We start from the raw sequence: 22,587 nt of genomic DNA, 5'->3' as shown, positions 1-22,587 counted from the left end.
CTCATTAAGGCCAGAGAACAAAGATTCTCACAAACAGGTCGGATATACGTACGCAGTATTACTTTCTGTTACTCAAAAAGTGGTTGATCTATTCGAGGTGTCCATATATGTTCTCAGGAATAATAAATTTCTCAGTTATAGTACGGCCAGCATCAAGCTGAGTATCACGTAGGGCCTGGGTGAACATCATATCATCCGACCAAGCCCATAAACGTTTTCCTTCCATAGTGACAAGCCAGAGATCCGCCGTCATTCCTGAGTTATATCGTAACGGCACGGCATAAGATTGTGGATTCGTGACGGTAAAAGTGACCGTTAATGGCTGCTTAACACCCACAAAGGGATCAAGCAATAATTCCCCCTGTAGTAGTCCTTGTACCTTATCAGATTTCACTTGCTCGACCTTTAATCTTGATAAACTCGGAGTAAGCTCGAGCACAGGATCCGCCGCACGAACAAACTCCGGCTGAACAGCGTTGTCAATCTCCCGCTCTGTGATAGCGGAGACATTCGTATCAGCTGTTTCGGGCACCGAGCAGGCAACCAATTGACTACTGATTAAAATACTTGCACCGATAAGACAAGCATCACGCACCACTATAAGCCTCCTAGCTTTTTCAGCAGAGAATCTTTCAGCTTTTCCTTCGCTTTATCGGTTTCTTCCTTCAGTTGATTATTCAATAAGGCTTTAGTATCCAATGCGTACTCTGGCTTTTGGAACGTTCCTGTTATCGCCAATGGAATATCGACTCCCGCAAGGGCATCTTTCTCACTTCCACCCTGCCCTTTTAATGAATTCACAAGGCTTGCAGTCAATCGGTAGTCCAGAGCCTCTGTCATTAAATTTGCGTTACCTTTACCCGCAAGACGCAATAGGGGAGATGCCATCGATAAATCAGGATTAATTGCAACACCATTTTCCACTGAGAAAGTGCCCGTCAGACTAGAAAAATCTGTTTTACGCTCTTCTTTAGTCTCAGTTGTCAAGTCACCCTTTAACTTAGCTTGTGCACTGCGGATCATCTGCGGAATATTTACGCCATAGAGGGCACCATCCGTGATATTAAAATGGCCATTGGCGAGTAGATTTTTCTTTAATATCTCTGGGAGCAGGCTGTTTCCTCTCCCCTTCATATTTAAATTTGCCGTACCAGCTAGCAAATCAATATCGGCAGCATCCTTTAGTAATGGCCGTATTTGCACACCCGTTACTTGTTTATCAAATTGATAACTGGCGACAGTCTGGCGAGCATCGACTTGGGCACTCACCAATAGCTTCCCTTGGTATAAATCGGCCGTTAATTGTTTAAGATCGACTATTCCATTTTTTACCCCAATATCGAGTAACCAATTTTGGGTGGATAAATTAGCGACCTTAATCGATTTCACCGCAAGCTTAACACTGAGATCGAGTGATTTAAGTGCGCTAAGATCCGGCTCGGTTGCTTGCTCAGCCCCTGCAGATGTAGGCGTTCCACTTGCTGTTGTCTCTGACTTAGGTAAGAGGCTATCGACATCAATATCACCGACTTGGAAATCAACCTTAATTTGCGGCACCTTAGTTCCATAATTCACCGTTAACTTACCGGAAGCATTAATATCCGCAGCGCTTAACTGGGTAATATCCGCCAATACTTGCTTTTTATCTAAGGCGATTTCGGTATTGACACTTATCGCTGTGGTCAATTTTTGATTGGGAATACCATTGCCTTCCACCACAGTGTCGATTTTTAGTTTCTCTATCACCAACTGATTAAAATCACGACTTAGCTTAAGCTCACCTTCACCTTTACTGGTGATTTTCATATCGGATAAAGTGGCACTAAATTCGTAGGCAATAGGGGCAAATTTGTCTAAGGAAAATGTACCTAAGGTAAAACTGTCTAAAGTGAATGTTTGAGTTTCGCCCTTTGTCTCATCAATCATATTGATTTGTGTGTTGGTAATTGACACACCACCCACTTCAATGCTGGCAAGCTGGCCTTGCGAAGATGGGGTTGCAGGTGTGCTAGATTTGGTACGAGTATCAGACCCAGTTAGTCCATCTAAACTCGAACTGCCATTTTTACGGGTAACAAGGTTGATTTTAGCGCCATCCAAACTTAATTGTGCAATTTGGATCTCTTTACGAAACAATGGCATTAGTTCCACTTCCGCCACTGCTTTATTCACATCAAGCATCGATTTAGGTGTAAAACCTTCAGGATTCGATAACGATATTCCGCCAAGATTAATGCCAAGAGCAGGGAAAAACGTCCAGGATAGATCATCACCGATCACAAGTTCGCGGCCCGTTTGTTTATTCACAGCATTGACAATTTCGGGTTTAAAATCATTAGGGTCAAAAAATACGGTGAGATATAAAGTAACAAACAAAACTAATGTCACCAGAATAGCTAAAAGCCACTTAATGAATTTCATATAAACATCCTTATCAATAACATCTTGAATTTATAGCGAGTCTCAGTTTAAAAAAGCAAAGTTCAACGACTCCTCACTGATCGCTATCCCATTTTCATCGGCATAAATCATCATACCGGGTTTAACTATGACTCCTCCAATATCGACAGGCACATTAATTTGTCCTTGATTTAGCTTTTCAGTCTTAATTGGCATGGCTCCGAGAGCACTCACCCCTAGATTAAAGGTCGCTAATCGGGCGGCATCACGCACATAACCATTAACAACAACTCCTTGCCAACTATTATCTAAGGCACTCTGCGCGATAAGATCGCCTAATAACGCTCTACGTGATGAGCCACCACCATCAATGACAAGTACTTTGCCATGACCATCTTGGGCAAGTATTTCCTTTACTTTAGAGTTGTCCTCAAAACACTTTACGGTTACAACTTCCCCCCAAAACAGGCGCTTACCACCATATGCTTTAAACTCTAAGGGTAACAAAATGAGTTTAGAAGGATAGTAGTCAAACAAATCTGGTAATAGATCAAGCATTTGTATCTCCGCGCAGACTAAAACTTTAGACTACTCACAATTCTAAGTCTCGACAAGCTGAAATCAGAAGCCCTCCACTTTTTTATTTGTTTTAAGCGACTAAGAGCTTGGTGAATATTGGCATACACACTATAATCTGCGATAGTTAACATCCCATGACACCTTCTTGGGTTTCTACCTAAGTGATTTCGTAATTAAATTCCTATACCTCCTTGTTATAAAGCGAAAACAAAATGACTACTGATATTGATTTACAGAGTGCAATCGCGGCTCTTGATGAATATGGATATGATAAAAAAGTCTCAGCGGATCTTGAGCAGGCGCGCAATAAACAACAAATGGGAAAATATATCAAATCCCTCGACTATAGCTTACGTCGATTATTGATATTGCAAGAGACAGTCAACGAACTGGTTGAAGAAAAGAAACATCAACTTTCCCAGAAAGAAAATATCCAAACCTATAAAACAAAGATCATTAATTTATCAAGAGAATTTAACATTTCCTACGAGGATGTGTTGGCGCTCATGGCTGGAACTACCACCAAAAAATAACATTATTACTGAATTTAAGCCTATTTACCCACTGAGTAATGAGTGATATTGGTATATCGCTGTTATAGATATGTATGAATATCGATATTACGCCATGTAACGCAAGCCACCGTTAGATGGCGCGATCTATTATTGTCTACATGATAGCTACCACAACCCAATTTACGCTCACTATGACACTCGCTATGACACTCAGTTAATCAAGCCCATGCATTGTTGAATGTAACACAGATATTAAGACTAACTATTTTTAAAGACTGTATTTTGGGTGCCTAGGGTAATCTATAGACACCCAAACAAGTCAGTATTGATTATTTAGCTTGCATCAACTGGTGAATATATTTAACAGGTGCACTACCATAACTTAAAAACTGCTCGTGGAAGGTTTTAAGATCAAAGTCCTTACCTTTTGTCTGCTTATACTCTTCTCTAAAATCATATATTTCTCGGTAACCCGAGTAATAGCTTGTCAATTGCACTTGGCTTAACGTTGCCCGGCGCCATTTACCTTCAGCCTCAGCCTGCTGCTGGAATGCCTCATCCATCATTAAAGCAATAGCCTCGGCTTCAGTCATACCTTTAACATGAATGCTGTAATCTAAAATGGTGTTACAGATAACTCTGAGATTCCATTTATAGTACATCAGCCACATTTCAGGCTCGAAATTACCGTAACCTTCCTCCAGCATCATACGTTCAGTGTATACCGCCCAACCTTCTACCATTGCGCCATTTCCAAATAAACTTTTTATAAGGCTTGGTGATTCATTGGAATAAACTAACTGAGTGTAATGCCCTGGAATGGCTTCGTGAATATTAAGGATCTGCAGGATCCAATGGTTGTATTCCCGCAGATAACTCTCGGCAGACTCATCCGTCATACCATCGAGTGGGGTGACGTTATAATAGGTATTACCGAGTTTTTCATAGGGACCTGGTGCACTGATTGAAGCCCCTGCATATCCACGCATATATTCTGGCGTTTCACGAACAACAAGGGGCTTTTTAGGATCGAGTGTCAGGAGCTTTTTCTGATTAACAAATTCGATAAGTTCAGGAATTTGTTTACGAACTTCATCCACAAACTCATCACGCTTAACGTGTTTGGTCGATAATGTATCAATCAACTGACGAATGGCAATTTTATTATCGGATGGTTTAGGCGTAGAGAAATATTTAGGCCAAAGCTTGTCGGTGATTTTAGCCATTTCAGCTTGAACTCTATCTTTATCTGCAACTGCTTTTTGATAAAGCTGCTTTGCCGTCATACCAGCTTGAATATCGAAGGCAAATTTTTGCTCGTATAAATCTTCACCAATTCTAAAACTACGAGCGCCCTCCTTTTTAAGCGTTGTCACCAGATTATTTAACCATGAAATATGGTCATTAATGGCCACTGTCGCCGCATCAAAACGGGTCTTGAATAATGCTTTCTCGGCATCACTCAAGCCAGAGTTCGTAACTTGTTTCAATAAATCATCTGAAAAAACAGAAAATGCACCTTGATTTTGTAACACGGCAAGTTCGGTATGCTCAAGGGTAGGTTGGCTGATATTCGCCTGAGCTGCAGCATAATAAGCAGGAATATTTTCCATTCTCGCAAGCACTGAACGCAATCTGTCATCCAACGGTGCAAAATTTTCATTGATGATTTGAGCAAAACCACCAGCAACATTATAGCTGGATGGATCCCACTGCCAAGATTTAAAGGTGGTAATATCCCAAGCCATGCTACCAAGTAAATTATCTATGAGGTGATAATCAATCACCTCATTAGGCGTTAAGTTTTTTTGATCAAACTGCACCAATTTTGCCTGCTGTGCTTTCACAAAAGCTAAGGTCTTCGCTCGGCTAGCATCATTGGGAATATCAAGATAACCATCGTTCACATGTTTACCACTATAAAGCGCCCACGTGGGTGATAACGTCCATAACGAGTCAATAAATGCGGCACTGAATTGTTCAAATGATGTGGTTTGTACTTCAGCAGAGGTAGAAGGAACGGTTGCACTCGTCTGGGATTGACAGCCAGCAAGACCAGCTAGCGATAATACGATCGCAAGGGAGAGCGTAGTTTTTTTCATTATTTTTCGTCCTTTATTATTGTGATAAACGATATTGTGATATTCGAGCTAGGGAGCTAAATCAGATCACTTGAACAGCGCAACGAGCAAAGTGACATGAACGAGTCGTGATTTAAAATGCACTAAGTTAATCATATCGCCCCAATAATTGCAGCAATGTTGCCAATGAATACACGCTCAGTTACAAATTTGTATGCTAACAACCAAAGGTGGATATGAATAATAGGGGGTTTAATACGCTTTCCACTATTAATAGAGATTTCAACTCAATCTGAGATATTCGCCTTTTCTGCGATACCTGCTGCTATAATATCTGTCTGCTTTGCTGTTAAACCAGATTTAACAGTTTGCCCAATACATCCTTTATTTGAGACACCCAATGCCATTTTCCAAACTTGGATTAAGCGATCCGATTGTAAAAGCCCTCACTGAACTCGGTTATTCAAGCCCTACGCCCATTCAAGCTAAAGCGATCCCTGTGATCCTAAGCGGTAAAAACGTACTCGGCGCTGCACAAACGGGCACAGGTAAAACCGCCAGCTTTGTGTTACCTCTATTGCAAATGTTTGCTGATGCCCCAAAAATTCGCCCCAAGCGTGTGCGCGCCATCATACTCACACCCACCCGTGAACTTGCCGTTCAGGTTGAGGAAAATATCAGCCAATACGCTAAATATCTACCACTCACCTCGATGGCGATGTACGGTGGCGTCGATGCCGCACCCCAAAAGAAAAAACTCATTGAAGGCGTGGACATTCTGGTCGCAACACCCGGTCGACTGCTCGATATGTATACTCAAAGAGCGATCCATTTCGATGAGCTTTCAGTACTTGTGCTAGATGAAGCTGACAGAATGCTCGATATGGGATTTATCGAAGATATTAATAAAATTATCGAAAAATTACCGACACAAAGACAAAACCTATTATTTTCTGCCACCTTATCAAAGCAAGTTCGAGTATTAGCTAAAACCGCCGTTGAAAATCCTGTTGAGATCGAAATCAGCCGTAACAGTACGACAGCACCACAAATTGACCAATGGTTGACCACGGTAGACAAGGATAAAAAGTCGGCACTACTTAGCCATTTAATTAAAGAGCAGGCTTGGGATCAAGCCTTGATTTTTATCCAAACTAAGCAAGGCGCAGCCAAACTGGTGAGTCAACTCGAAAAACGTGATATCAAAGCCGAGGCGATACACAGTGGCCGAAGCCAAGCGGTGCGTGAACAACTATTAAACGACTTTAAATCCGGTGAGTTGCGCTTTTTAGTGGCGACAGGTGTTGCATCACGCGGAATCGATATCGATGCCCTCACCCGCGTAGTGAACTATGACTTGCCCGATGAAGCCGATGATTATATTCATCGTATTGGTAGAACAGGCCGCGCAGGAGAGCATGGTGAAGCGATATCTTTTGTGTCAAAGGATGATTTTAAAAACCTCTGTGCCATTGAGCGCCGTTTAGGCCATATTATCGTGCGCAAAGAAATCGAAGGTTTTGCCCCCAACAAAGCTGTCCCGATTTCGATTCTCGATTTTGTGCCAAAACATAAACCGCAAAAAGAATTTAAACCTCGCGATCAAGCATCTGCGATAAATCGCCCCGCTAAAGAAGGGACTTTTGAAACGGCGAAGGCGAAGAAACATCGCAGCGCAAAAACTAATCCGCAATCAAAGCCAGTGGTAACGTCAACGGCTCGCCCAACACCACCACGGCAGGATAGTCAAAAAATGCAAGATGGCGCTAATGTCCCCTTTAATCCATGGATTAGTGGCCCAAAAACTAAATAACTCAATTGGATAGAAACAAATACTATGATTATTTTCACTACCAATGTCGGGGATATCAGCGTCGAACTCGATTTTGAGCGGGCTCCTGTCACTGCAAAAAACTTTATGTGTTACTGTGAGGAAGGTTTCTTTGAACACACGATTTTTCATCGCGTGATCAAAGGCTTTATGATCCAAGGTGGTGGTTTTACCGCGAAAATGAAAGAAAAAGCCACCCATGAGCCAATAGTAAACGAAGCCAATAAAGGTCTTTCTAATACCTTAGGCACTCTTGCCATGGCACGTACCGATGCTCCACATTCAGCCACAGCGCAGTTTTTTATCAATACGGCTAACAATGATTTTCTGGACCATACGTCTACAACAAACAACGGTTGGGGTTATGCGGTATTTGGTAAAGTAGTTGCTGGGCTTGAAATTGTGCAACAAATTGAAAAGGTAAAAACCACTACTATTGCAGGCCATGAGGATGTCCCACGCGAACCGATTATCATCGAGAAAGTGACCATCATAGGGTAATGTTCACTGGGTACGGCGAATACAAAGGGAGCGATAATTGCTCCCTTCTCATTTTAACGGCTAAATCAATCAATATCCTTGAGCGGCCATAACACAATATGATCTTCAATATCTTTTACCCGGCGCTCATCAATCACTTTGCCCTGAATCGACATCCCCGCAAGATGCATCGCTTCTTTAGAGCCTGTCAGTAATGGATGCCAACTGGGTAAATCACGCCCTGACGCAAGGCGACGATAGGCACAGCTATCGGGAAGCCACGTAAGCTCATGGACATTATCGACCGAGATCACTGTGCATTGAGGTACATGGGAAAAACGGTCGCTGTAATGCTGGCAACTCGCCGTTTGATGATCCAGTAATAAACAAGCCGCATTGGTGTAATACAGATCCTCTGTTTCATCATCAATCATCTTATTTAAACAACATTTTCCACATCCATCGCAGAGGGATTCCCACTCAGTTGGACTCATCTGCGCTAATGTCTTGCTCTGCCAAAATGCCATGTTCGACTATTTCTTCTCAATAAAAAACCCACATAATGCGGGTTATTTTACACTAGTTTACGGGTGGACTCGATATGCTCAAGGAAATGTCAAAATATTCGCAGTACTGCCAATAACTCAAAACACCTTAATGACACTAGAACATTAATGCTTTTTGGCATAGCTCACCCGGCAACGGTTATTCTATCCGCTAGTCTTGGATCCCCAGATTGCGTTTATGTTCAGCCAATAAATTAACTTGAGGCGGCGGAATTTGTAAATAGAAGCCATTTTCATCAATCGCGGCTCTGACCCTATGAATATCGGCCATACCTAAGGATTCACGTTTAGCAATAGGAAAGACCATCACTAATTGAGGTGTACCAAACATTTCCATTAAAGCTTCTGGAACATCGTCAAAACAATCTCTTTTCTTCACGAATAAATAAGTGTCAGCCTTTCGACTACTTTTATAAACGGTACATAACATAAGAGTATAAATATCCAATAGTTCAAACTTGCCAGCCAATGGGGCACACTATAACATGGGCGCCTAATAATTTAATTGTAAAATCAGCGAACCGACTGATGATTTATGGAGAAGAGTGCCGGGATGTCAAAACCTAGCTTAGAGTTAAAAGGTGCTTCTTTTACTCTTTCAGTGCTTCATATTAATAGCAGCGACTTAACTGCTGTCATGGCTGAATTAGATAGCAAATTGGCGCAAGCCCCTCAGTTTTTTCTGGGTGCGCCTTTAGTGATCAATCTTAGCGCCATCCAGCATAATGATTTCAATTTACATGGCCTCAAAGAACTGCTGATCTCACGTCAATTAGTGATTGTTGGCATCACGGGCGCGACAACCGTACTCAGTAAACAGGCCAAAGACTTAGGCCTCGCCATAGTCAAAGCCGGTAAACAGAGTACTACACCGCCACCCGCCCCTCGCCAAACTAAAATCGTCAAACAGAATATCCGCTCAGGGCAGCAGGTCTATGCAAAAAATGGTGATTTAATCATATTTGGTGCGGTAGGCAATGGCGCTGAAGTCATTGCAGATGGTAGCATTCATATCTATGGTGCATTACGAGGAAAAGCCATGGCTGGCGCGGCGGGGGATCCCACTGCAGTCATCATAGCCCACTCTCTTGAGGCCGAACTCGTTTCGATAGCTGGGCAATATTGGCTCGCTGAAAATCTACAACAACATAGCTCAGATAAAAGCGGCTGCATTCGCCTAAACGGTGAGTCGCTTATGGTTGAATCATTGCCCCTCTAAATGGCAGAAAAAAGGATAGAGAGAAACATGGCACAAATTATTGTTGTCACTTCAGGTAAAGGCGGTGTAGGTAAAACCACATCGAGTGCTGCTATTGCGACTGGCCTTGCAATGCAAGGGCGCAAAACTGTTGTTATCGATTTCGATATAGGTTTACGGAATTTAGATTTAATCATGGGCTGCGAGCGTCGGGTAGTTTACGACTTCGTCAATGTGATCAATGGTGAGGCTAATCTTAATCAAGCGCTGATCAAAGACAAACGCTGCGAAAAATTGTTTGTTTTACCGGCCTCACAAACCCGTGATAAAGATGCGTTAACAAAAGAAGGCGTGGGCCGCGTGCTCGACGATTTAGCCAAAGACTTTGAATTTATTATCTGTGATTCGCCTGCTGGTATTGAACAAGGTGCGATGATGGCGCTGTATTTTGCCGATATCGCCATTGTAACCACCAACCCAGAAGTGAGTTCAGTGCGCGACTCTGACCGAATTCTTGGCATGTTACAGAGTAAGTCTCGTCGTGCTGAGCTGAATTTAGAACCGATCAAAGAATATTTACTACTGACTCGCTACTCACCAAGTCGCGTAAAATCGGGCGAAATGTTAAGTGTCGACGATGTAAAAGAAATCCTTGCCATTGAATTGCTAGGCGTTATTCCTGAGTCTCAGTCGGTCCTGAAAGCCTCCAACTCAGGTGTGCCAGTGATTATCGATCAAGAAAGTGATGCTGGTTTAGCCTACAGTGACACAGTCGCGCGTTTATTGGGCGAGGATGTCCCAGTACGCTTTATTACGGAAGAGAAGAAAGGTTTCTTACAACGGATATTTGGTAGCTAATTATGTCTTTACTCGACTATTTCAAAAGCAAGAAAAAGCCTAGCACTGCGGTAATGGCAAAAGAGCGCTTACAAATTATTGTGGCTCATCAACGTGGACAACGGGATACTCCCGATTACTTTCCACAGATGAAACAAGAAATTATCGCTGTTATTCGTAAGTATGTGCAGATTTCTGATGATCAAGTTTCTGTGCAGTTAGATCAGAACGACGATAACTTGTCAGTACTCGAACTTAACGTGACTTTACCTGACAGATAAGTCGAGTTTTAGCGTCATCCTCAAGTGAGGATGACGCTTTTTGCTGCATGATTTTCAGTTAGACCTAAACTTCAAGCTTTGCGAGGGATTGTGCGGCGATTTCGCCACGCCAACCACATAAGACTATCGGTAAATCTCCCTGTTCTCCATCCCATCGCCATTGCAGATATTCGTGAATATGACGCTTAGAACCTAACATTTCCAGTGGGACTTCATGCTGTTCACACAATTCAGTCAAGCAGTTTTTTATCAGTTTAAAGGCCGATTTATATCCTGACTTCAGTGCTAATACATCAACAAGCTCGGGTAAATTAACAAGATCCGCCGTTTGCATGATCCGCAGTATCTCTTTACCGTGAATACGCTTTTCCTGCTCGGTTAAATCGTTAAGTTTGAGCAATTCTGCCAAGCTTTTAGGCTGTTTTTTAGCTAATGCAATAAGAGCATGATCTTTAACCACAAATCCCAAGGCTAAATCACGTGCTAAGGCTTTTTCAAGGCGCCATTTGGCAAGCACTTTAAGATAAGCCAATTGGATTTCAGTCAATTGAAAGGCATTTTTGACTTTAAGGTAAGCCGAATCCAATTCTAGGGCATCTAATCGCCCCTCTGTCATCCGTACGCCTTCCTCATACAGCCAATTTAAGCGCCCCTGAGCTAATAACTTGGCTTCAAGCTGAGGATAGAGTTGATGCAGATACAGCACATCATTTGCGGCATACACAAGTTGTGCTTCGGTTAATGGCCTGCGGATCCAATCGGTGCGCGACTCTCCCTTATCAATCACTTCACCAAGGCAAGTTTCCACCAATTTTGCATAACCAACGCCATGACCCATGCCACATAAAGATGCAGCAATTTGGCTATCGAATAAAGGTGTTGGCTGGCACTGACCATAGTGTGCGAATACTTCTAAGTCTTCACTGCACGAATGCACCAGCTTGACAATATTGGGATTAGCTAACAAAGCCCAAAATTTGGCGAGATCGGGTAAAGCGACAGGATCAATCAAAGCCAAGGTTTTACCATCATAGGCTTGGATCAAACCTAACTTTGCATAATAAGTACGGGTACGAACAAACTCGGTATCTAACACGAGTATTTTACTTTGCTGATATTGAGCGACGAGGGCGTTAAGGCTCGCTTCATCACTCACATAGTGAAACACTGACAAATTCTTCTCCAGATCCAGTGGGGTCAATCACAGTCCATAAAAACAAAAGCCGGCAATTGCCGGCTTCAATCTTACGCACGCTTAGCTTCGTCTCTAAGCTCTCGTCGCAAGATCTTACCCACGTTAGTTTTAGGTAACTCATCCCTAAATTCTACCAGCTTCGGCACTTTATATCCCGTTAAATGAATACGACAATGCTTAATGATGTCTTCAGCGGTTAAAGATTTATCTTTTGCCACCACAAAGACCTTCACTAATTCGCCGTTGGCCTCGTTTGGCACACCTACAGCAGCCACTTCGATAACCTTGGGATGTAGGGCTACAACCTCTTCCACTTCATTAGGGAATACGTTAAAACCAGAAACTAAAATCATATCTTTTTTACGATCGACGATATAGAAGAAACCTTTTTCATCCATATAACCAATATCGCCCGTGGCTAACCAGCCATCTTTATCAATAACTTTGGCTGTTTCTTCCGGACGTTGCCAGTAACCTTTCATGACCTGAGGGCCTTTACCAAACAGCTCACCTGTTTCACCTTGGGCTAATACCTTGCCGTCATCATCACGTATTTGGATCAAGGTCGATGGCGCTGGAAAACCAATGGAACCGTTGTAACCGTCTAAATTATAAGGGCAGCAAGTCAGCAGCGGTGAAGCTTCTGTCAAACCATAACCTTCAAGTAAACGGGTTTTAGTAATATTTTGCCATTTATCCGCAACGGCCTTTTGTACTGCCATACCACCACCGATAGACAGTTTTAAACGGGAAAAATCAAGCTGGGAAAAGTCTTCACTATTCACTAACGCATTAAATAAGGTATTCACTCCTGTTAATGCCGTAAAAGGATACTTTTTCAGTTCCGCAACAAAAGCGGGAATATCTCGAGGATTGGTGATCAAAAGATTCTGACTGCCCTTGTGCAAAAACAATAGGCAATTCACCGTTAAAGCAAAAATATGGTATAGAGGCAACGCAGTGACGACAAATTCACAGCCATCTTTTAGGGTAGGTGAATAGGCACCATCGGCCTGGAGTACGTTTGCGACAATATTATTGTGGGTCAACATGGCACCTTTAGATACCCCAGTCGTGCCACCCGTGTACTGTAAGAAAGCCAGATCATCATTAGTGATACTGGGCTTAATATATTGCAAACGACGTCCCCTTGTTAAGGTATCGCGCATTGATAAGGCCTGGGGTAGATCATATTTAGGCACTAACTTTTTAATGTATTTAACAACAAAATTCACTAAGGTTCGCTTAGGTGCGCTAAGCAAATCACCAAGACCAGTAATAATGACACTTTTAACTGGCGTTTGATCTACCACTTCTTCTAAGGTACGGGCAAAGTTGGATACAACTACAATGGCTTTTGCACCTGAATCAATTAACTGGTGTTTAAGCTCACGGGGAGTGTAAAGCGGGTTGACGTTAACGACCACCATACCCGCACGTAAAACACCAAATAATGCAATAGGATATTGCAAAAGATTCGGCATCATAATCGCAACACGATCACCCTTTTCGAGTTTTAACTCATTTTGCAGATAAGCGGCAAATGCACGGCTGCGCTCTTCCAATTTACGATAAGTTAGTGTGGCACCCATATTGATAAATGCAGGTTGATCAGCATATTTAGCTACCGCTGTCTCGAACATATCGACAAGCGATGAATATTGTTCAACGTTGATTTCAGCAGGCACATCTTTTGGCAAATGATTAATCCAAGGCTGGTCCACAACTTTCTCCTAAATCCCCACAACTGCGGAAACGGTATCCATACAACCGTCAACACTCGGTAAATACCGAGTTAAAATACCGACTTACATTTTTGTTATTGATAACTCGCGACAAATCATACGAGCGTTTTAATTTTGATCATCATCACATAAAAAAAACAAAAAACCTAGTGTCTTTTTTGCATTAACAAAAGCCACTATTCAATAAACGATTTGATCAACTCTGCTACCCCTGAAGCATTGCCCATATGGACATGGTGATCACCCTCAATAATATGTTCAGACAAATGTTTGAACCACACCCGCGCCTTTGGCAACGCACTCTGCAACTGATGAAACCCCTGTTGCCCACAAATCAGTAAAGTCATTACCGAGATATCCTGCATCAGTGCATCAACCTCAGCAAAGGTTAAACGCTGCGGCGAATCTAGTCGCAATCTTGGATCGCTGCGCCAACCTATTCCTTCACCTTCAGCTCGCATATTGCGTTCAAGTAACAAACGGCACCAAGGATCAGCAAGACCTGTGAGATGCGCCCTCGCCCGCACTGCGGTATCGATACTGTCGTAGACTTTAAGCTGCCGGTGTTTTTGGGTTAAATACTTCTCATGCTGATAAAAACTCTTCCTTAATCGCGACTTAGCTTGAGTTGCTGGCTCAAATAATGGACTCAAAGCCTCTATGAGTACGAGTTTATTGACCTTCTCAGGAAATGCCGCCGTATAGGCCGAGGCGATAATTCCGCCAAGGGAATGACCTATAATCGCCACGGGTTGTTGTGGTAGCACGCCGAGTAAGGCATCTAAGTCATATAAATAATCAATCCAATGCAACGGATAATGACCAAGTCTATGCGCAGAAAAACCATGTCCGGGCCAATCGATGGCAAGCACTTGATAATCAGTCAAATATTCGGCGAGAGGTTCAAAACTATTGGCGTTATCTAACCAGCCATGTAAGGCGAGCAACAGTGGTCGATCCTTCGCGCCCCATAAGCGTCCGGCTAGTTTGATATGAGGTAAAACAAACTCAATTTGATTTTCGGGGGCGAAAGATTGCCGCATAATGCCTCTAATGTCAGATAATTAGCGTGATGTTTTGACAAATTTAAGTGTCATGCGATCACTTTCTCCAATCGCTTGGTATTTATCTTTATCTGTATCACCTAACGCATAGGACGGTGGTAATGTCCAAACCCCCTTAGGGTAATCCTTTGTATCCTTTGGATTTGCATTAATTTCGGCGCTTTGTGCTAAGGTGAATCCGACCTTTTCCGCTAAGGTGATCATGGCCGCTTGATCCATATAACCGCTGCTAAAATTCATACCCGCGTTTGCTCTATGTTCAACTACACCAAACACACCCCCCTCTTTCAATACCTTATAAGAGGCCGCAAATACGTTCTCCAGTTGATCGCTCGATGCCCAGTTATGCAAATTCCTAAAGGTTAATACCATATCGGCACTACCATCGGCACCTAGGTCCATTTTGTTTGGTGGATCAAAGGTTAAAATTTTAGCTTTACCAAACTCCGCTTTGTTAGCCGTCATCCAAGCTTCAAATTTAGTCCCCGCTTTGGAGCGATAACGATTGCCAGAGGTGTCTGTGGCAGGTGAAGTTTCAAAACTTGCGGCGATATATTGACCTTCTTTGGCTAAATAGGGGCCAAGAACTTCAGCATACCAACCATTACCAGGCCACAGCTCAATAACGGTTTGATTAGGTGCAATACCAAAGAAAGTCAAGGTTTCAGTTGGGTGGCGATACACATCTCGACTAACATTTTTCGCTTGGCGAAAATCGCTTTTCAGTGCTTTTTCTAGACCTTCATCAGCGTAGGTAACGGTTGAACATAGGCTCGCAACGAGCATACTGGTAACTAATGCGACTTTTTTCATTGTAATTCTCCATGGATACCGAAGGCTTAACCTAGCAGCCAATGTTCAAAAATCCAAGAAATAGAAAGACTCGTTTGGAGTCTGTCATGTAAACCTTGAAGGGAAACTGTCAATATTGGATAACGATGTTTGATAACAAGGTATGAAAAGTACTTATCAAATATGAGTGCAATTCTTGCTAAAAGAAAATTGAACAAATTTAACACTCATACTAACGACGCGATTTCGAATCGACGCGGCGCCAAGCAAAGAATAACGCACAGGCGCTCGTAAATAACCATAGCACCACCCAAATCCATGCGGGGATCCATGAACGCTCGGCCAGTAGAACCGCATCACCTTGACCATTAAGCCCGAATAGTACCATTGGGCTAGCGAGGGCATTAAGCATGATCATCAAACCAACAATACGTAAAAACTGCGTTAGTATCTTGTTTTGGTTAAGCTTTAATGGCATTAAAAAAATAATCGTTAATACGGCTAAAATCGCCAGAGTAAGAATATCCCTACCCCACAGTAATCCGCTTAACACCACGAGTCCTCCAAGTAGAGCAAAACTCACGCGGATGCCCCTAGGCCAAGTAGCAAGTAAATAAATCAGATATCCCCAACAAGCTGCACCAAAATAACCCGCAAAACCAATAAATAATGGCGAGCCGCCTTGGCTAAAGCAAAAACCAGCACCATTAGGAAACAGTTGAATATGGCTAACAATCCCCCCACTTAACATTGTCGCAATGCCGTGGGACAACTCATGGAAATAACTTTCGAGCCATTTAAACGGCACACTGAGATAGGGGATACGAGTTAACAGTAAGGCTAATACCAATTCAATAATAAATAGCCCGCGGCTAGGGACTCCAGAGGAGTTCAAACCATAGGTTGAGTATTTTTTTGCAGCAGGAGAGGTACTATTTCGAGGATCAGGCATAAATATCCACACCTACCATTTGCTGAATTTCTTCACGCTTGGCGGCATGTTGCGTTTGTAAATATTGGGCGATAGCCCCTTGATGACCATGAGTATCTTGCTCATATTCAAGCTGAGCGCCGAGTCTTGACTGTAAACTACCTGTCGAACTTTTTGAGGCGTTTTCTAAACTTAACGCTTCGATAGCCTCGAGTTCAATCACGGGACGTGACGTTTCAAGCGACGTTAGCCCCTGAATGATAGCGGGACGATTACTCGCGACTGCCTGCGTCAAACTCGTTTGATTAGTATTAATCTGCATCAAGATGCCTACATTCACACTCAATTTACGTTAGTTTTTATATTCTGCCGTTCGTCATTGTCAATTCACTGGTTGGCGAAGCAGTAGGAAAATACTAACCTATAACCCCGATTAAACAACAGATCATTCACGACCCGGTAACTTTTTCCATGTCACAGTATCACGCAAATAAACAGGTTCGAGTTCATCCACTGTCGTACTGAGCCCGGATTTTATTCCCACATCGGCAAGTTTCAGCATAGCCCGCGCATCGGGATATTTCACGGCATCAAGTGCTAAAATGCCCTTTCCTAAGGTCAGTAATTCTGGGTAAGCATCAAAACCCGTACCGCATCCGTAAATAGGCTTTAGTGGATCTAAGGTAAGGTTAACTTCAGCGGGTACACTAACAACTTCTTGAGCAACCAAGGTCGCAATGCCATTAATTGCAGCAAATTGTCCCCAATAGACTTCGCCCATGCGCGCATCAATTGCACACAGCACTTGCTCGGCGTTATGTTCCGTTATCGCCATTTGTGCCATTGCCGCTAAAGTCGAAATGCCTATCACGGGTAAATCTAAACCCAGTGCCAAACCTTGAGTCATGCTAGTACAGATACGGATCCCAGTAAAACTCCCTGGGCCGCGGCCATAGGCAATCGCTTCGACCTTATCTAAACCAATACCAGCCTGTTTCAACACGGACTCTACCATAGGTAATAGCCGCTGACTGTGCTCACGGGGCGCGTCGGCCAGTTCGGAAAAAACCTGTCCTTGATAATACAGCGCCGCAGAGCAGGCTTCGGTACAAGTGTCTAAGGCAAGAATACAAGCTGAGAGTTTGTCTATTGTCATTTCAAAACCGGATAATCGGGCAAGCATTTGCACTCTATTTAGTGGTTCGCGACTGCGCGAAATACTGTGCCAATACGCCATTAAAAAACTGGCGCAAATGATAACATCAAATTCACGAAAACAAAGGGCAAAGCCGTATCAGAGACAAAATAGCCATAACTTATTAAGCCACTCGTCTTAGTGGTCTTTGATTTGCCAACCTTCAGCCTTAAACTATCATCCAAAAATCCAATACGGCTACAATTTAGCGCAATGTGACATTAGTCACTTAACGGCGAACTCAGTGAAATATCCCAATAAAATGGGGAAACTTTTCAACTCCTCGCTGTCAGAGCTGACAAGTAAACCTAGATTGAACCACAGTGTTAGGCTCCACCCTCGATAAGGAAGTTCAATGTTAAACACACCACCACTGCGTCGTTTGCGACGCTTACGCAGCTCTGAAGCCATGCGCGATCTGCTGCGCGAAACCCAAATATCGCTATCAGATTTAATCCATCCGCTGTTTATTGAAGAACACATCAGCCATGCAGTGCCCATTTCGACTCTTCCGGGAATTAGTCGTCTTCCTGAAAGCGCATTAGCCGATGAGGTTCGTGAACTTTATGCACTCGGTATTCGCTATGTTATGCCCTTTGGTATTTCCCATACAAAGGATGATAAAGGCAGTGACACTTGGGATGACAATGGACTGCTCGCCCGCATGGTGCGCACCATTAAAGATACCGTGCCAGAGATGATGGTGATATCGGACATTTGTTTTTGTGAATACACAGATCACGGTCACTGCGGCGTCGTCCACCATAATGAAGTCTGTAACGACCTTACCGTCGAAAACCTAGTGAAACAATCAATCACTGCCGCCAAAGCGGGTGCCGATATGTTAGCGCCTTCGGCCATGATGGACGGCCAAGTGAAAGCCATTCGCCATGGGCTCGATGCTGCGGGTTTTGAGCATGTAGCGATTTTGGCTCACTCGGCAAAATTTGCATCTTCCTTTTATGGGCCATTTAGAGCGGCGGTAGATTGCGAACTTCGCGGCAATCGCAAAGGCTATCAGCTCGATTATGCCAATGGTCGCCAAGCTCTTTTGGAAGCCTTATTAGATGAAGCAGAAGGCGCAGATATCCTGATGGTTAAACCTGGTACACCCTATTTGGATGTGCTGAGCCGTTTAAGACAGGAAACCCATTTACCCCTTGCCGCCTATCAAGTCGGTGGTGAATATGCGGGGATTAAATTTGCAGCTCTGGCTGGCGCACTCGATGAACGAGCAGTAGTCACTGAAACCTTTATCGGCTTAAAACGAGCTGGGGCAGATTTAATTGTCAGTTATTACACCAAACAGTACGCCCAGTGGTTAGCTGAAAGCCATTAATGACGGCGTTTTCACTTAACAACTAACAAAACGCCACCTTAACTTGGTGGCGTTTTTATTGTTTCACATCCAAGATTCTCGATGAATGGCGTAAATCAAGCCTTCTGCAGTGCCGCAAATAGAGCTTTGACTTTGTCCACCTTAGGTCGAACCACTATTTGGCAATAGGGCTCCTCACCATGTAAAGCAAAATAATCATAATGATAATTTTCAGCAGGATAAAAAGTTTCAAAGGCTGAAATCTGCGTCACAATAGGCGCATCAAAAACCTTAGCTGACTCCAATTTCGCAATCATCTCATTGGTTTGTTCTATTTGCTCCGCATTATGGGCAAAAACCACTGAACGGTATTGCGGCCCCTTATCATTACCCTGACGATTGAGAGTGGTAGGATCGTGACTCTCAAAAAATACCTGCAAGAGCGTCATAAAATCAATTTGCTCAGGATCAAACTCAATATGCACCACTTCTGCATGCCCAGTTTTGCCTGAACAGACGGACTTATAATCGGCATTTTGCGCTTCGCCGCCACAATACCCCGAGGTCACATTCACAACCCCCTTAAGATTTTTGAAGATAGCCTCAACACACCAAAAACAACCGGCCCCCAAAGTCGCAAATTGGTTCGATGTTGGCGCATAGGTTTCATCCAATCCCTGAAATATGAGTGAAATCGAGTTAACACAATGACGAACATTATTTGGTGTTAAAAATTCCCCTTCAAATACATGACCTAAATGACCCCCACACTGGCTACAGACGATTTCTGTTCTGCGACCATCGGCATCGATATGGCGGGTCACAGCACCTTGAATTTCATCGTCAAAAGCTGGCCAACCGCAGTGCGCATTGAACTTATCATCAGAGCGGTAAAGAGGAGTATGGCATTTTTTGCATAAATATAACCCCTTAGCATCGTGCTTATAATATTCGCCACTAAAAGGGCGTTCAGTGCCCTTTTCTTCGATAACATAGCGTTCAAAATCAGTCAGTTTATTCATATTAATGCCCTTTCGACTCACGCCGATTTACCTGCTCTTTGCACATTTAGTTAAGGTGCATTGTGCTCAAAAAGTGATGAATTACCGTTACAACAGGAATTCTAATACAAGAAACACCATCACATACTAGCGCTTTTGAGGCATAAAACCCCACCTTAAAAGCAAACGTTCATATAAATGGAGGAAAATACAACAGTTGATCCAGATCACAGTCGCTGAGTATTTACACCCGTTCCAGCGCACAGCTACACTTGCAGCGGGTCAAATTACAACTATATAAAAAGTAGAAAACCAAATGAAACTAGAAACAATTGATTACCGTGGCCAAGGCAGCGCCAAACAATTTGTTGAGTCGCTACGGGAAACTGGTTTTGGCGTTTTATCTAATCATCCAATAGATAAACGCTTAGTTGAGGATATTTACACTGAGTGGCAAGCATTTTTTAACTCAGAGGCGAAAAACGATTTTATGTTTAAAAAAGAGACCCACGATGGTTTCTTCCCTGCGTCGATTTCAGAAACTGCTAAAGGTAATACAGTTAAAGATATTAAAGAATATTACCACGTCTACCCTTGGGGCCGGATCCCAGACTCACTGCGAGCCAATATTCTAGCCTATTACGATAAAGCCAATGCGCTGGCCGCGGAGCTATTAGAGTGGATTGAAACCTACTCGCCAGAAGACGTTAAAGCCAAGTTTTCCATACCATTGCCAGAAATGATCGCCAATAGCCAAAAAACCCTATTGCGCATTCTGCATTATCCACCGATGACGGGCACAGAAGAAATGGGGGCGATTCGCGCTGCAGCCCACGAAGATATCAATCTTATCACTGTGTTACCTGCCGCCAATGAGCCAGGATTACAAGTGAAAACCAAAAATGGCACTTGGTTAGATGTCCCAAGCGATTTTGGTAACATTATAATCAATATCGGCGACATGCTGCAGGAAGCGTCCGGCGGCTATTTCCCATCGACTTCGCACCGCGTCATCAATCCAGAGGGTACGGATAAAACCAAGTCACGGATCTCTTTGCCGTTATTCTTGCATCCAACCCCTTCTGTAGTGCTGTCAGAGCGTTATACCGCCGACAGTTATCTAATGGAAAGACTGCGCGAACTCGGGGTGATCTAAGTCGAAACACCGCCCATTAATCCGAGTGACAATCCCAAGAGGCAGTCAAGGATTAAGCAATTGAAGCGCCTTCGGGCGCTTTTTTTATGATATTCGCCACCTTCAAGGTAGAATAGCCGTTCTTTAAGTTATCTAGGACAAGGCGTTATCATGGCAATTCAGTGGTATCCGGGGCATATGCACAAGGCACGTAAAGAGATTGAAGAGGCAATGCCTCAGGTCGATCTCGTTATCGAAGTGCTAGACGCGCGTATTCCCTACAGTAGCGAAAACCCCATGGTGACTCAGCTTCGAGGCGACAAACCTTGTATCAAACTGCTCAATAAATCTGACTTAGCCGACCCCGATATCACAGCACAATGGATTGAATACCTTGAGCGTGAACAAGGCGTTAAAGCAACAGCCATTACCACACTGCAAGCGGCTATGGTGAAAAAGATCCCTGATATCTGCCGTAAGCTAGTGCCGAGTCGAGATAAAACTGAAAAAGACATTCGCACTATGATCATGGGTATTCCCAACGTTGGGAAATCCACCATCATCAATACCTTAGCTGGGCGTGTTATTGCTAAAACCGGTAACGAACCCGCAGTGACTAAAACCCAACAACGTATCAATTTACGTAATGGCATTGTGTTGTCTGACACACCCGGTATTTTGTGGCCTAAAGTGGATAACGAAGCCAGCAGCTATCGGCTTGCTGTTACAGGTGCCATCAAAGATACTGCGATGGAATATGAAGATGTGGCCCTATTTGCTGCTAAGTATTTCTTAACCGCCTATCCTAAAGAGATTTGTGAGCGCTACAACCTCAGTGAATTACCTAAGGATGATGTCGCTTTACTTGAGGCGATAGGCCGTAAACGTGGTGCCCTGCGTCCCGGTGGTCGCATCGATATGCACAAGGCATCTGAGTTGTTACTACATGAATACCGCTCAGGAAAAATAGGCTTACTCTCGTTAGAAACGCCTGCGATGGCCGAGCTTGAAAAGATTGAAGTCGCCCGTATCATGGCCGAAAAAGAAGCAGAGAAAGAAGCTAAGCTAGCAGCAGAGAGACTGAAACGTTCAGGCAAACGCCATAACGACTAGAGAGTCTCGCCACTATGTGTTTATAGAAGATAAGGCGAGGAGTTTGTTAAAGATAACGCGCTAGTGACTTTTATATTTATGCCCGTTACGCTAACTCAGAAAATTTAAAGTTAAAGCCAGCACATTGAATATGCTGGCTTTTTATTACTATATACTTAGTCATCGTATTACCGGACACTTTCAATCGCAACTACTTTTGTGTGCCTGATGTGAGCTTATCTAACCTGAGATCGGTTTAACAAGCCATAACTGCAATAGCATTAAACTCTGCGTTAGTGATGTTCAGTTGTGGCTTATTGTCTTTCAATTGATAGGCGATAAGTCCCGCAA

The 22,587-nt window shown here is 43.3% G+C and carries 23 protein-coding genes and 1 pseudogene; 9 read left to right on the top strand and 15 right to left on the bottom strand.

The window, feature by feature from the left end:
* Positions 1-88: 88 nt before the first annotated feature.
* From L2744_RS19935 to L2744_RS19925, 3 genes are read right to left on the bottom strand one after another with little or no spacing between them, the layout of a single operon-like run.
* Positions 89-595 (bottom strand): BsuPI-related putative proteinase inhibitor, encoded by a 507-nt coding sequence (locus L2744_RS19935; RefSeq protein ID WP_248993523.1) that lies wholly within the window; start codon positions 593-595, stop codon positions 89-91.
* 2 nt (positions 596-597) lie between these two features.
* Positions 598-2,421: an AsmA family protein gene (locus L2744_RS19930; RefSeq protein ID WP_248993522.1), complete on the bottom strand. Its 1,824-nt coding sequence runs from the start codon at positions 2,419-2,421 to the stop codon at positions 598-600.
* 42 nt (positions 2,422-2,463) lie between these two features.
* Positions 2,464-2,958, bottom strand: a complete 495-nt coding sequence (locus L2744_RS19925; protein WP_248993521.1) for a putative 4-hydroxy-4-methyl-2-oxoglutarate aldolase — start codon at positions 2,956-2,958, stop codon at positions 2,464-2,466.
* A gap of 233 nt (positions 2,959-3,191) precedes the next feature.
* Between L2744_RS19925 and L2744_RS19920 the strand changes: the two genes are divergently transcribed.
* On the top strand, positions 3,192-3,512 hold the full coding sequence (locus tag L2744_RS19920; protein WP_248993520.1) for a hypothetical protein: 321 nt from the start codon (positions 3,192-3,194) through the stop codon (positions 3,510-3,512).
* Positions 3,513-3,823: 311 nt separating this feature from the next.
* On the opposite strand, the gene L2744_RS19915 is transcribed toward L2744_RS19920, so the two are convergent.
* Positions 3,824-5,596, bottom strand: coding sequence for a DUF885 domain-containing protein (locus L2744_RS19915; RefSeq protein ID WP_248993519.1), 1,773 nt, complete (start codon positions 5,594-5,596; stop codon positions 3,824-3,826).
* A gap of 379 nt (positions 5,597-5,975) precedes the next feature.
* Here L2744_RS19915 and L2744_RS19910 point away from each other — a divergent pair, with 379 nt between their 5' ends.
* Positions 5,976-7,388 carry a DEAD/DEAH box helicase gene (locus tag L2744_RS19910; RefSeq protein ID WP_248993518.1) on the top strand — a complete coding sequence of 471 codons (1,413 nt, stop codon included), beginning with the start codon at positions 5,976-5,978 and terminating at the stop codon, positions 7,386-7,388.
* A gap of 24 nt (positions 7,389-7,412) precedes the next feature.
* Positions 7,413-7,907, top strand: a complete 495-nt coding sequence (locus L2744_RS19905) for a peptidylprolyl isomerase (RefSeq protein WP_248993517.1) — start codon at positions 7,413-7,415, stop codon at positions 7,905-7,907.
* Between the two features lie 65 nt (positions 7,908-7,972).
* Here L2744_RS19905 and L2744_RS19900 read toward each other — a convergent pair whose 3' ends face one another.
* Together L2744_RS19900 and L2744_RS19895 are read right to left on the bottom strand one after the other, a co-directional pair.
* Positions 7,973-8,413, bottom strand: a complete 441-nt coding sequence (locus tag L2744_RS19900; RefSeq protein WP_248993516.1) for a YcgN family cysteine cluster protein — start codon at positions 8,411-8,413, stop codon at positions 7,973-7,975.
* 190 nt (positions 8,414-8,603) lie between these two features.
* Positions 8,604-8,882 (bottom strand): YcgL domain-containing protein, encoded by a 279-nt coding sequence (locus L2744_RS19895; protein WP_248993515.1) that lies wholly within the window; start codon positions 8,880-8,882, stop codon positions 8,604-8,606.
* Positions 8,883-9,005: 123 nt separating this feature from the next.
* On the opposite strand from L2744_RS19895, the gene minC reads away from it, so the two are divergent.
* The 3 genes from minC to minE are packed head-to-tail and all read left to right on the top strand — an operon-like array spanning position 9,006 to position 10,768.
* The gene (gene minC / locus L2744_RS19890) at positions 9,006-9,671 is read left to right on the top strand and encodes a septum site-determining protein MinC (protein WP_248993514.1); all 666 of its coding nucleotides are present in this window, start codon (positions 9,006-9,008) and stop codon (positions 9,669-9,671) included.
* Between the two features lie 27 nt (positions 9,672-9,698).
* Positions 9,699-10,508: a septum site-determining protein MinD gene (minD, locus tag L2744_RS19885; RefSeq protein WP_248993513.1), complete on the top strand. Its 810-nt coding sequence runs from the start codon at positions 9,699-9,701 to the stop codon at positions 10,506-10,508.
* A gap of 2 nt (positions 10,509-10,510) precedes the next feature.
* Entirely contained in the window at positions 10,511-10,768 is a 258-nt protein-coding gene (minE, locus tag L2744_RS19880) for a cell division topological specificity factor MinE (protein WP_007648439.1), read from the top strand.
* A gap of 64 nt (positions 10,769-10,832) precedes the next feature.
* Here the strand turns inward: minE and rnd are convergent, their stop codons facing one another.
* The 7 genes from rnd to tsaB form a co-directional block, all read right to left on the bottom strand.
* Positions 10,833-11,942 (bottom strand): ribonuclease D, encoded by a 1,110-nt coding sequence (gene rnd / locus L2744_RS19875; protein WP_248993512.1) that lies wholly within the window; start codon positions 11,940-11,942, stop codon positions 10,833-10,835.
* A gap of 71 nt (positions 11,943-12,013) precedes the next feature.
* Positions 12,014-13,687, bottom strand: coding sequence for a long-chain-fatty-acid--CoA ligase FadD (gene fadD, locus L2744_RS19870; RefSeq protein ID WP_248993511.1), 1,674 nt, complete (start codon positions 13,685-13,687; stop codon positions 12,014-12,016).
* Positions 13,688-13,884: 197 nt separating this feature from the next.
* The gene (locus L2744_RS19865) at positions 13,885-14,751 is read right to left on the bottom strand and encodes an alpha/beta hydrolase (protein WP_248993510.1); all 867 of its coding nucleotides are present in this window, start codon (positions 14,749-14,751) and stop codon (positions 13,885-13,887) included.
* A 21-nt stretch (positions 14,752-14,772) separates the two neighbouring features.
* The gene (locus tag L2744_RS19860) at positions 14,773-15,585 is read right to left on the bottom strand and encodes a class I SAM-dependent methyltransferase (protein WP_248993509.1); all 813 of its coding nucleotides are present in this window, start codon (positions 15,583-15,585) and stop codon (positions 14,773-14,775) included.
* A 211-nt stretch (positions 15,586-15,796) separates the two neighbouring features.
* Entirely contained in the window at positions 15,797-16,516 is a 720-nt protein-coding gene (locus tag L2744_RS19855) for a M50 family metallopeptidase (protein ID WP_248993508.1), read from the bottom strand.
* Positions 16,509-16,817 carry a hypothetical protein gene (locus L2744_RS19850; RefSeq protein ID WP_248993507.1) on the bottom strand — a complete coding sequence of 103 codons (309 nt, stop codon included), beginning with the start codon at positions 16,815-16,817 and terminating at the stop codon, positions 16,509-16,511. The genes L2744_RS19855 and L2744_RS19850 overlap by 8 nt, the downstream gene beginning before the upstream one ends.
* Before the next feature lie 123 nt (positions 16,818-16,940).
* Positions 16,941-17,651, bottom strand: coding sequence for a tRNA (adenosine(37)-N6)-threonylcarbamoyltransferase complex dimerization subunit type 1 TsaB (gene tsaB, locus L2744_RS19845; protein WP_248993524.1), 711 nt, complete (start codon positions 17,649-17,651; stop codon positions 16,941-16,943).
* Between the two features lie 394 nt (positions 17,652-18,045).
* Here tsaB and hemB point away from each other — a divergent pair, with 394 nt between their 5' ends.
* Positions 18,046-19,029, top strand: a complete 984-nt coding sequence (hemB, locus tag L2744_RS19840; protein ID WP_248993506.1) for a porphobilinogen synthase — start codon at positions 18,046-18,048, stop codon at positions 19,027-19,029.
* A gap of 95 nt (positions 19,030-19,124) precedes the next feature.
* Here the strand turns inward: hemB and L2744_RS19835 are convergent, their stop codons facing one another.
* Positions 19,125-20,030, bottom strand: coding sequence for a bifunctional methionine sulfoxide reductase B/A protein (locus L2744_RS19835; protein WP_248993505.1), 906 nt, complete (start codon positions 20,028-20,030; stop codon positions 19,125-19,127).
* A 295-nt stretch (positions 20,031-20,325) separates the two neighbouring features.
* On the opposite strand from L2744_RS19835, the gene L2744_RS19830 reads away from it, so the two are divergent.
* Positions 20,326-21,165: an isopenicillin N synthase family dioxygenase gene (locus L2744_RS19830; protein ID WP_248993504.1), complete on the top strand. Its 840-nt coding sequence runs from the start codon at positions 20,326-20,328 to the stop codon at positions 21,163-21,165.
* Positions 21,166-21,315: 150 nt separating this feature from the next.
* Positions 21,316-22,257: a ribosome biogenesis GTPase YlqF gene (gene ylqF / locus L2744_RS19825; protein WP_248993503.1), complete on the top strand. Its 942-nt coding sequence runs from the start codon at positions 21,316-21,318 to the stop codon at positions 22,255-22,257.
* Between the two features lie 235 nt (positions 22,258-22,492).
* On the opposite strand, the pseudogene L2744_RS19820 reads toward ylqF, so the two are convergent.
* A pseudogene (locus tag L2744_RS19820) lies at positions 22,493-22,587 on the bottom strand (IS982 family transposase); the annotation flags it as partial.

Source organism: Shewanella profunda, assembly GCF_023283765.1.
GTDB classification, from domain to species: Bacteria; Pseudomonadota; Gammaproteobacteria; order Enterobacterales; family Shewanellaceae; genus Shewanella; species Shewanella profunda.
This window is presented reverse-complemented; position numbering and strand designations above follow the sequence as displayed.

Coding starts and splice junctions, on each gene's coding strand:
- L2744_RS19925 (WP_248993521.1), bottom strand. CDS start 2,958: ATGCTTGATCTATTACCAGATTTGTTTGACTACTATCCTTCTAAACTC.
- L2744_RS19920 (WP_248993520.1), top strand. CDS start 3,192: ATGACTACTGATATTGATTTACAGAGTGCAATCGCGGCTCTTGATGAA.
- L2744_RS19835 (WP_248993505.1), bottom strand. CDS start 20,030: ATGAATAAACTGACTGATTTTGAACGCTATGTTATCGAAGAAAAGGGC.
- minC (WP_248993514.1), top strand. CDS start 9,006: ATGTCAAAACCTAGCTTAGAGTTAAAAGGTGCTTCTTTTACTCTTTCA.
- minD (WP_248993513.1), top strand. CDS start 9,699: ATGGCACAAATTATTGTTGTCACTTCAGGTAAAGGCGGTGTAGGTAAA.
- L2744_RS19830 (WP_248993504.1), top strand. CDS start 20,326: ATGAAACTAGAAACAATTGATTACCGTGGCCAAGGCAGCGCCAAACAA.
- L2744_RS19860 (WP_248993509.1), bottom strand. CDS start 15,585: ATGAAAAAAGTCGCATTAGTTACCAGTATGCTCGTTGCGAGCCTATGT.
- tsaB (WP_248993524.1), bottom strand. CDS start 17,651: ATGACAATAGACAAACTCTCAGCTTGTATTCTTGCCTTAGACACTTGT.
- minE (WP_007648439.1), top strand. CDS start 10,511: ATGTCTTTACTCGACTATTTCAAAAGCAAGAAAAAGCCTAGCACTGCG.
- hemB (WP_248993506.1), top strand. CDS start 18,046: ATGTTAAACACACCACCACTGCGTCGTTTGCGACGCTTACGCAGCTCT.
- L2744_RS19900 (WP_248993516.1), bottom strand. CDS start 8,413: ATGGCATTTTGGCAGAGCAAGACATTAGCGCAGATGAGTCCAACTGAG.
- L2744_RS19915 (WP_248993519.1), bottom strand. CDS start 5,596: ATGAAAAAAACTACGCTCTCCCTTGCGATCGTATTATCGCTAGCTGGT.
- L2744_RS19930 (WP_248993522.1), bottom strand. CDS start 2,421: ATGAAATTCATTAAGTGGCTTTTAGCTATTCTGGTGACATTAGTTTTG.
- ylqF (WP_248993503.1), top strand. CDS start 21,316: ATGGCAATTCAGTGGTATCCGGGGCATATGCACAAGGCACGTAAAGAG.
- L2744_RS19910 (WP_248993518.1), top strand. CDS start 5,976: ATGCCATTTTCCAAACTTGGATTAAGCGATCCGATTGTAAAAGCCCTC.
- L2744_RS19855 (WP_248993508.1), bottom strand. CDS start 16,516: ATGCCTGATCCTCGAAATAGTACCTCTCCTGCTGCAAAAAAATACTCA.
- L2744_RS19895 (WP_248993515.1), bottom strand. CDS start 8,882: ATGTTATGTACCGTTTATAAAAGTAGTCGAAAGGCTGACACTTATTTA.
- L2744_RS19850 (WP_248993507.1), bottom strand. CDS start 16,817: ATGCAGATTAATACTAATCAAACGAGTTTGACGCAGGCAGTCGCGAGT.
- L2744_RS19865 (WP_248993510.1), bottom strand. CDS start 14,751: ATGCGGCAATCTTTCGCCCCCGAAAATCAAATTGAGTTTGTTTTACCT.
- L2744_RS19905 (WP_248993517.1), top strand. CDS start 7,413: ATGATTATTTTCACTACCAATGTCGGGGATATCAGCGTCGAACTCGAT.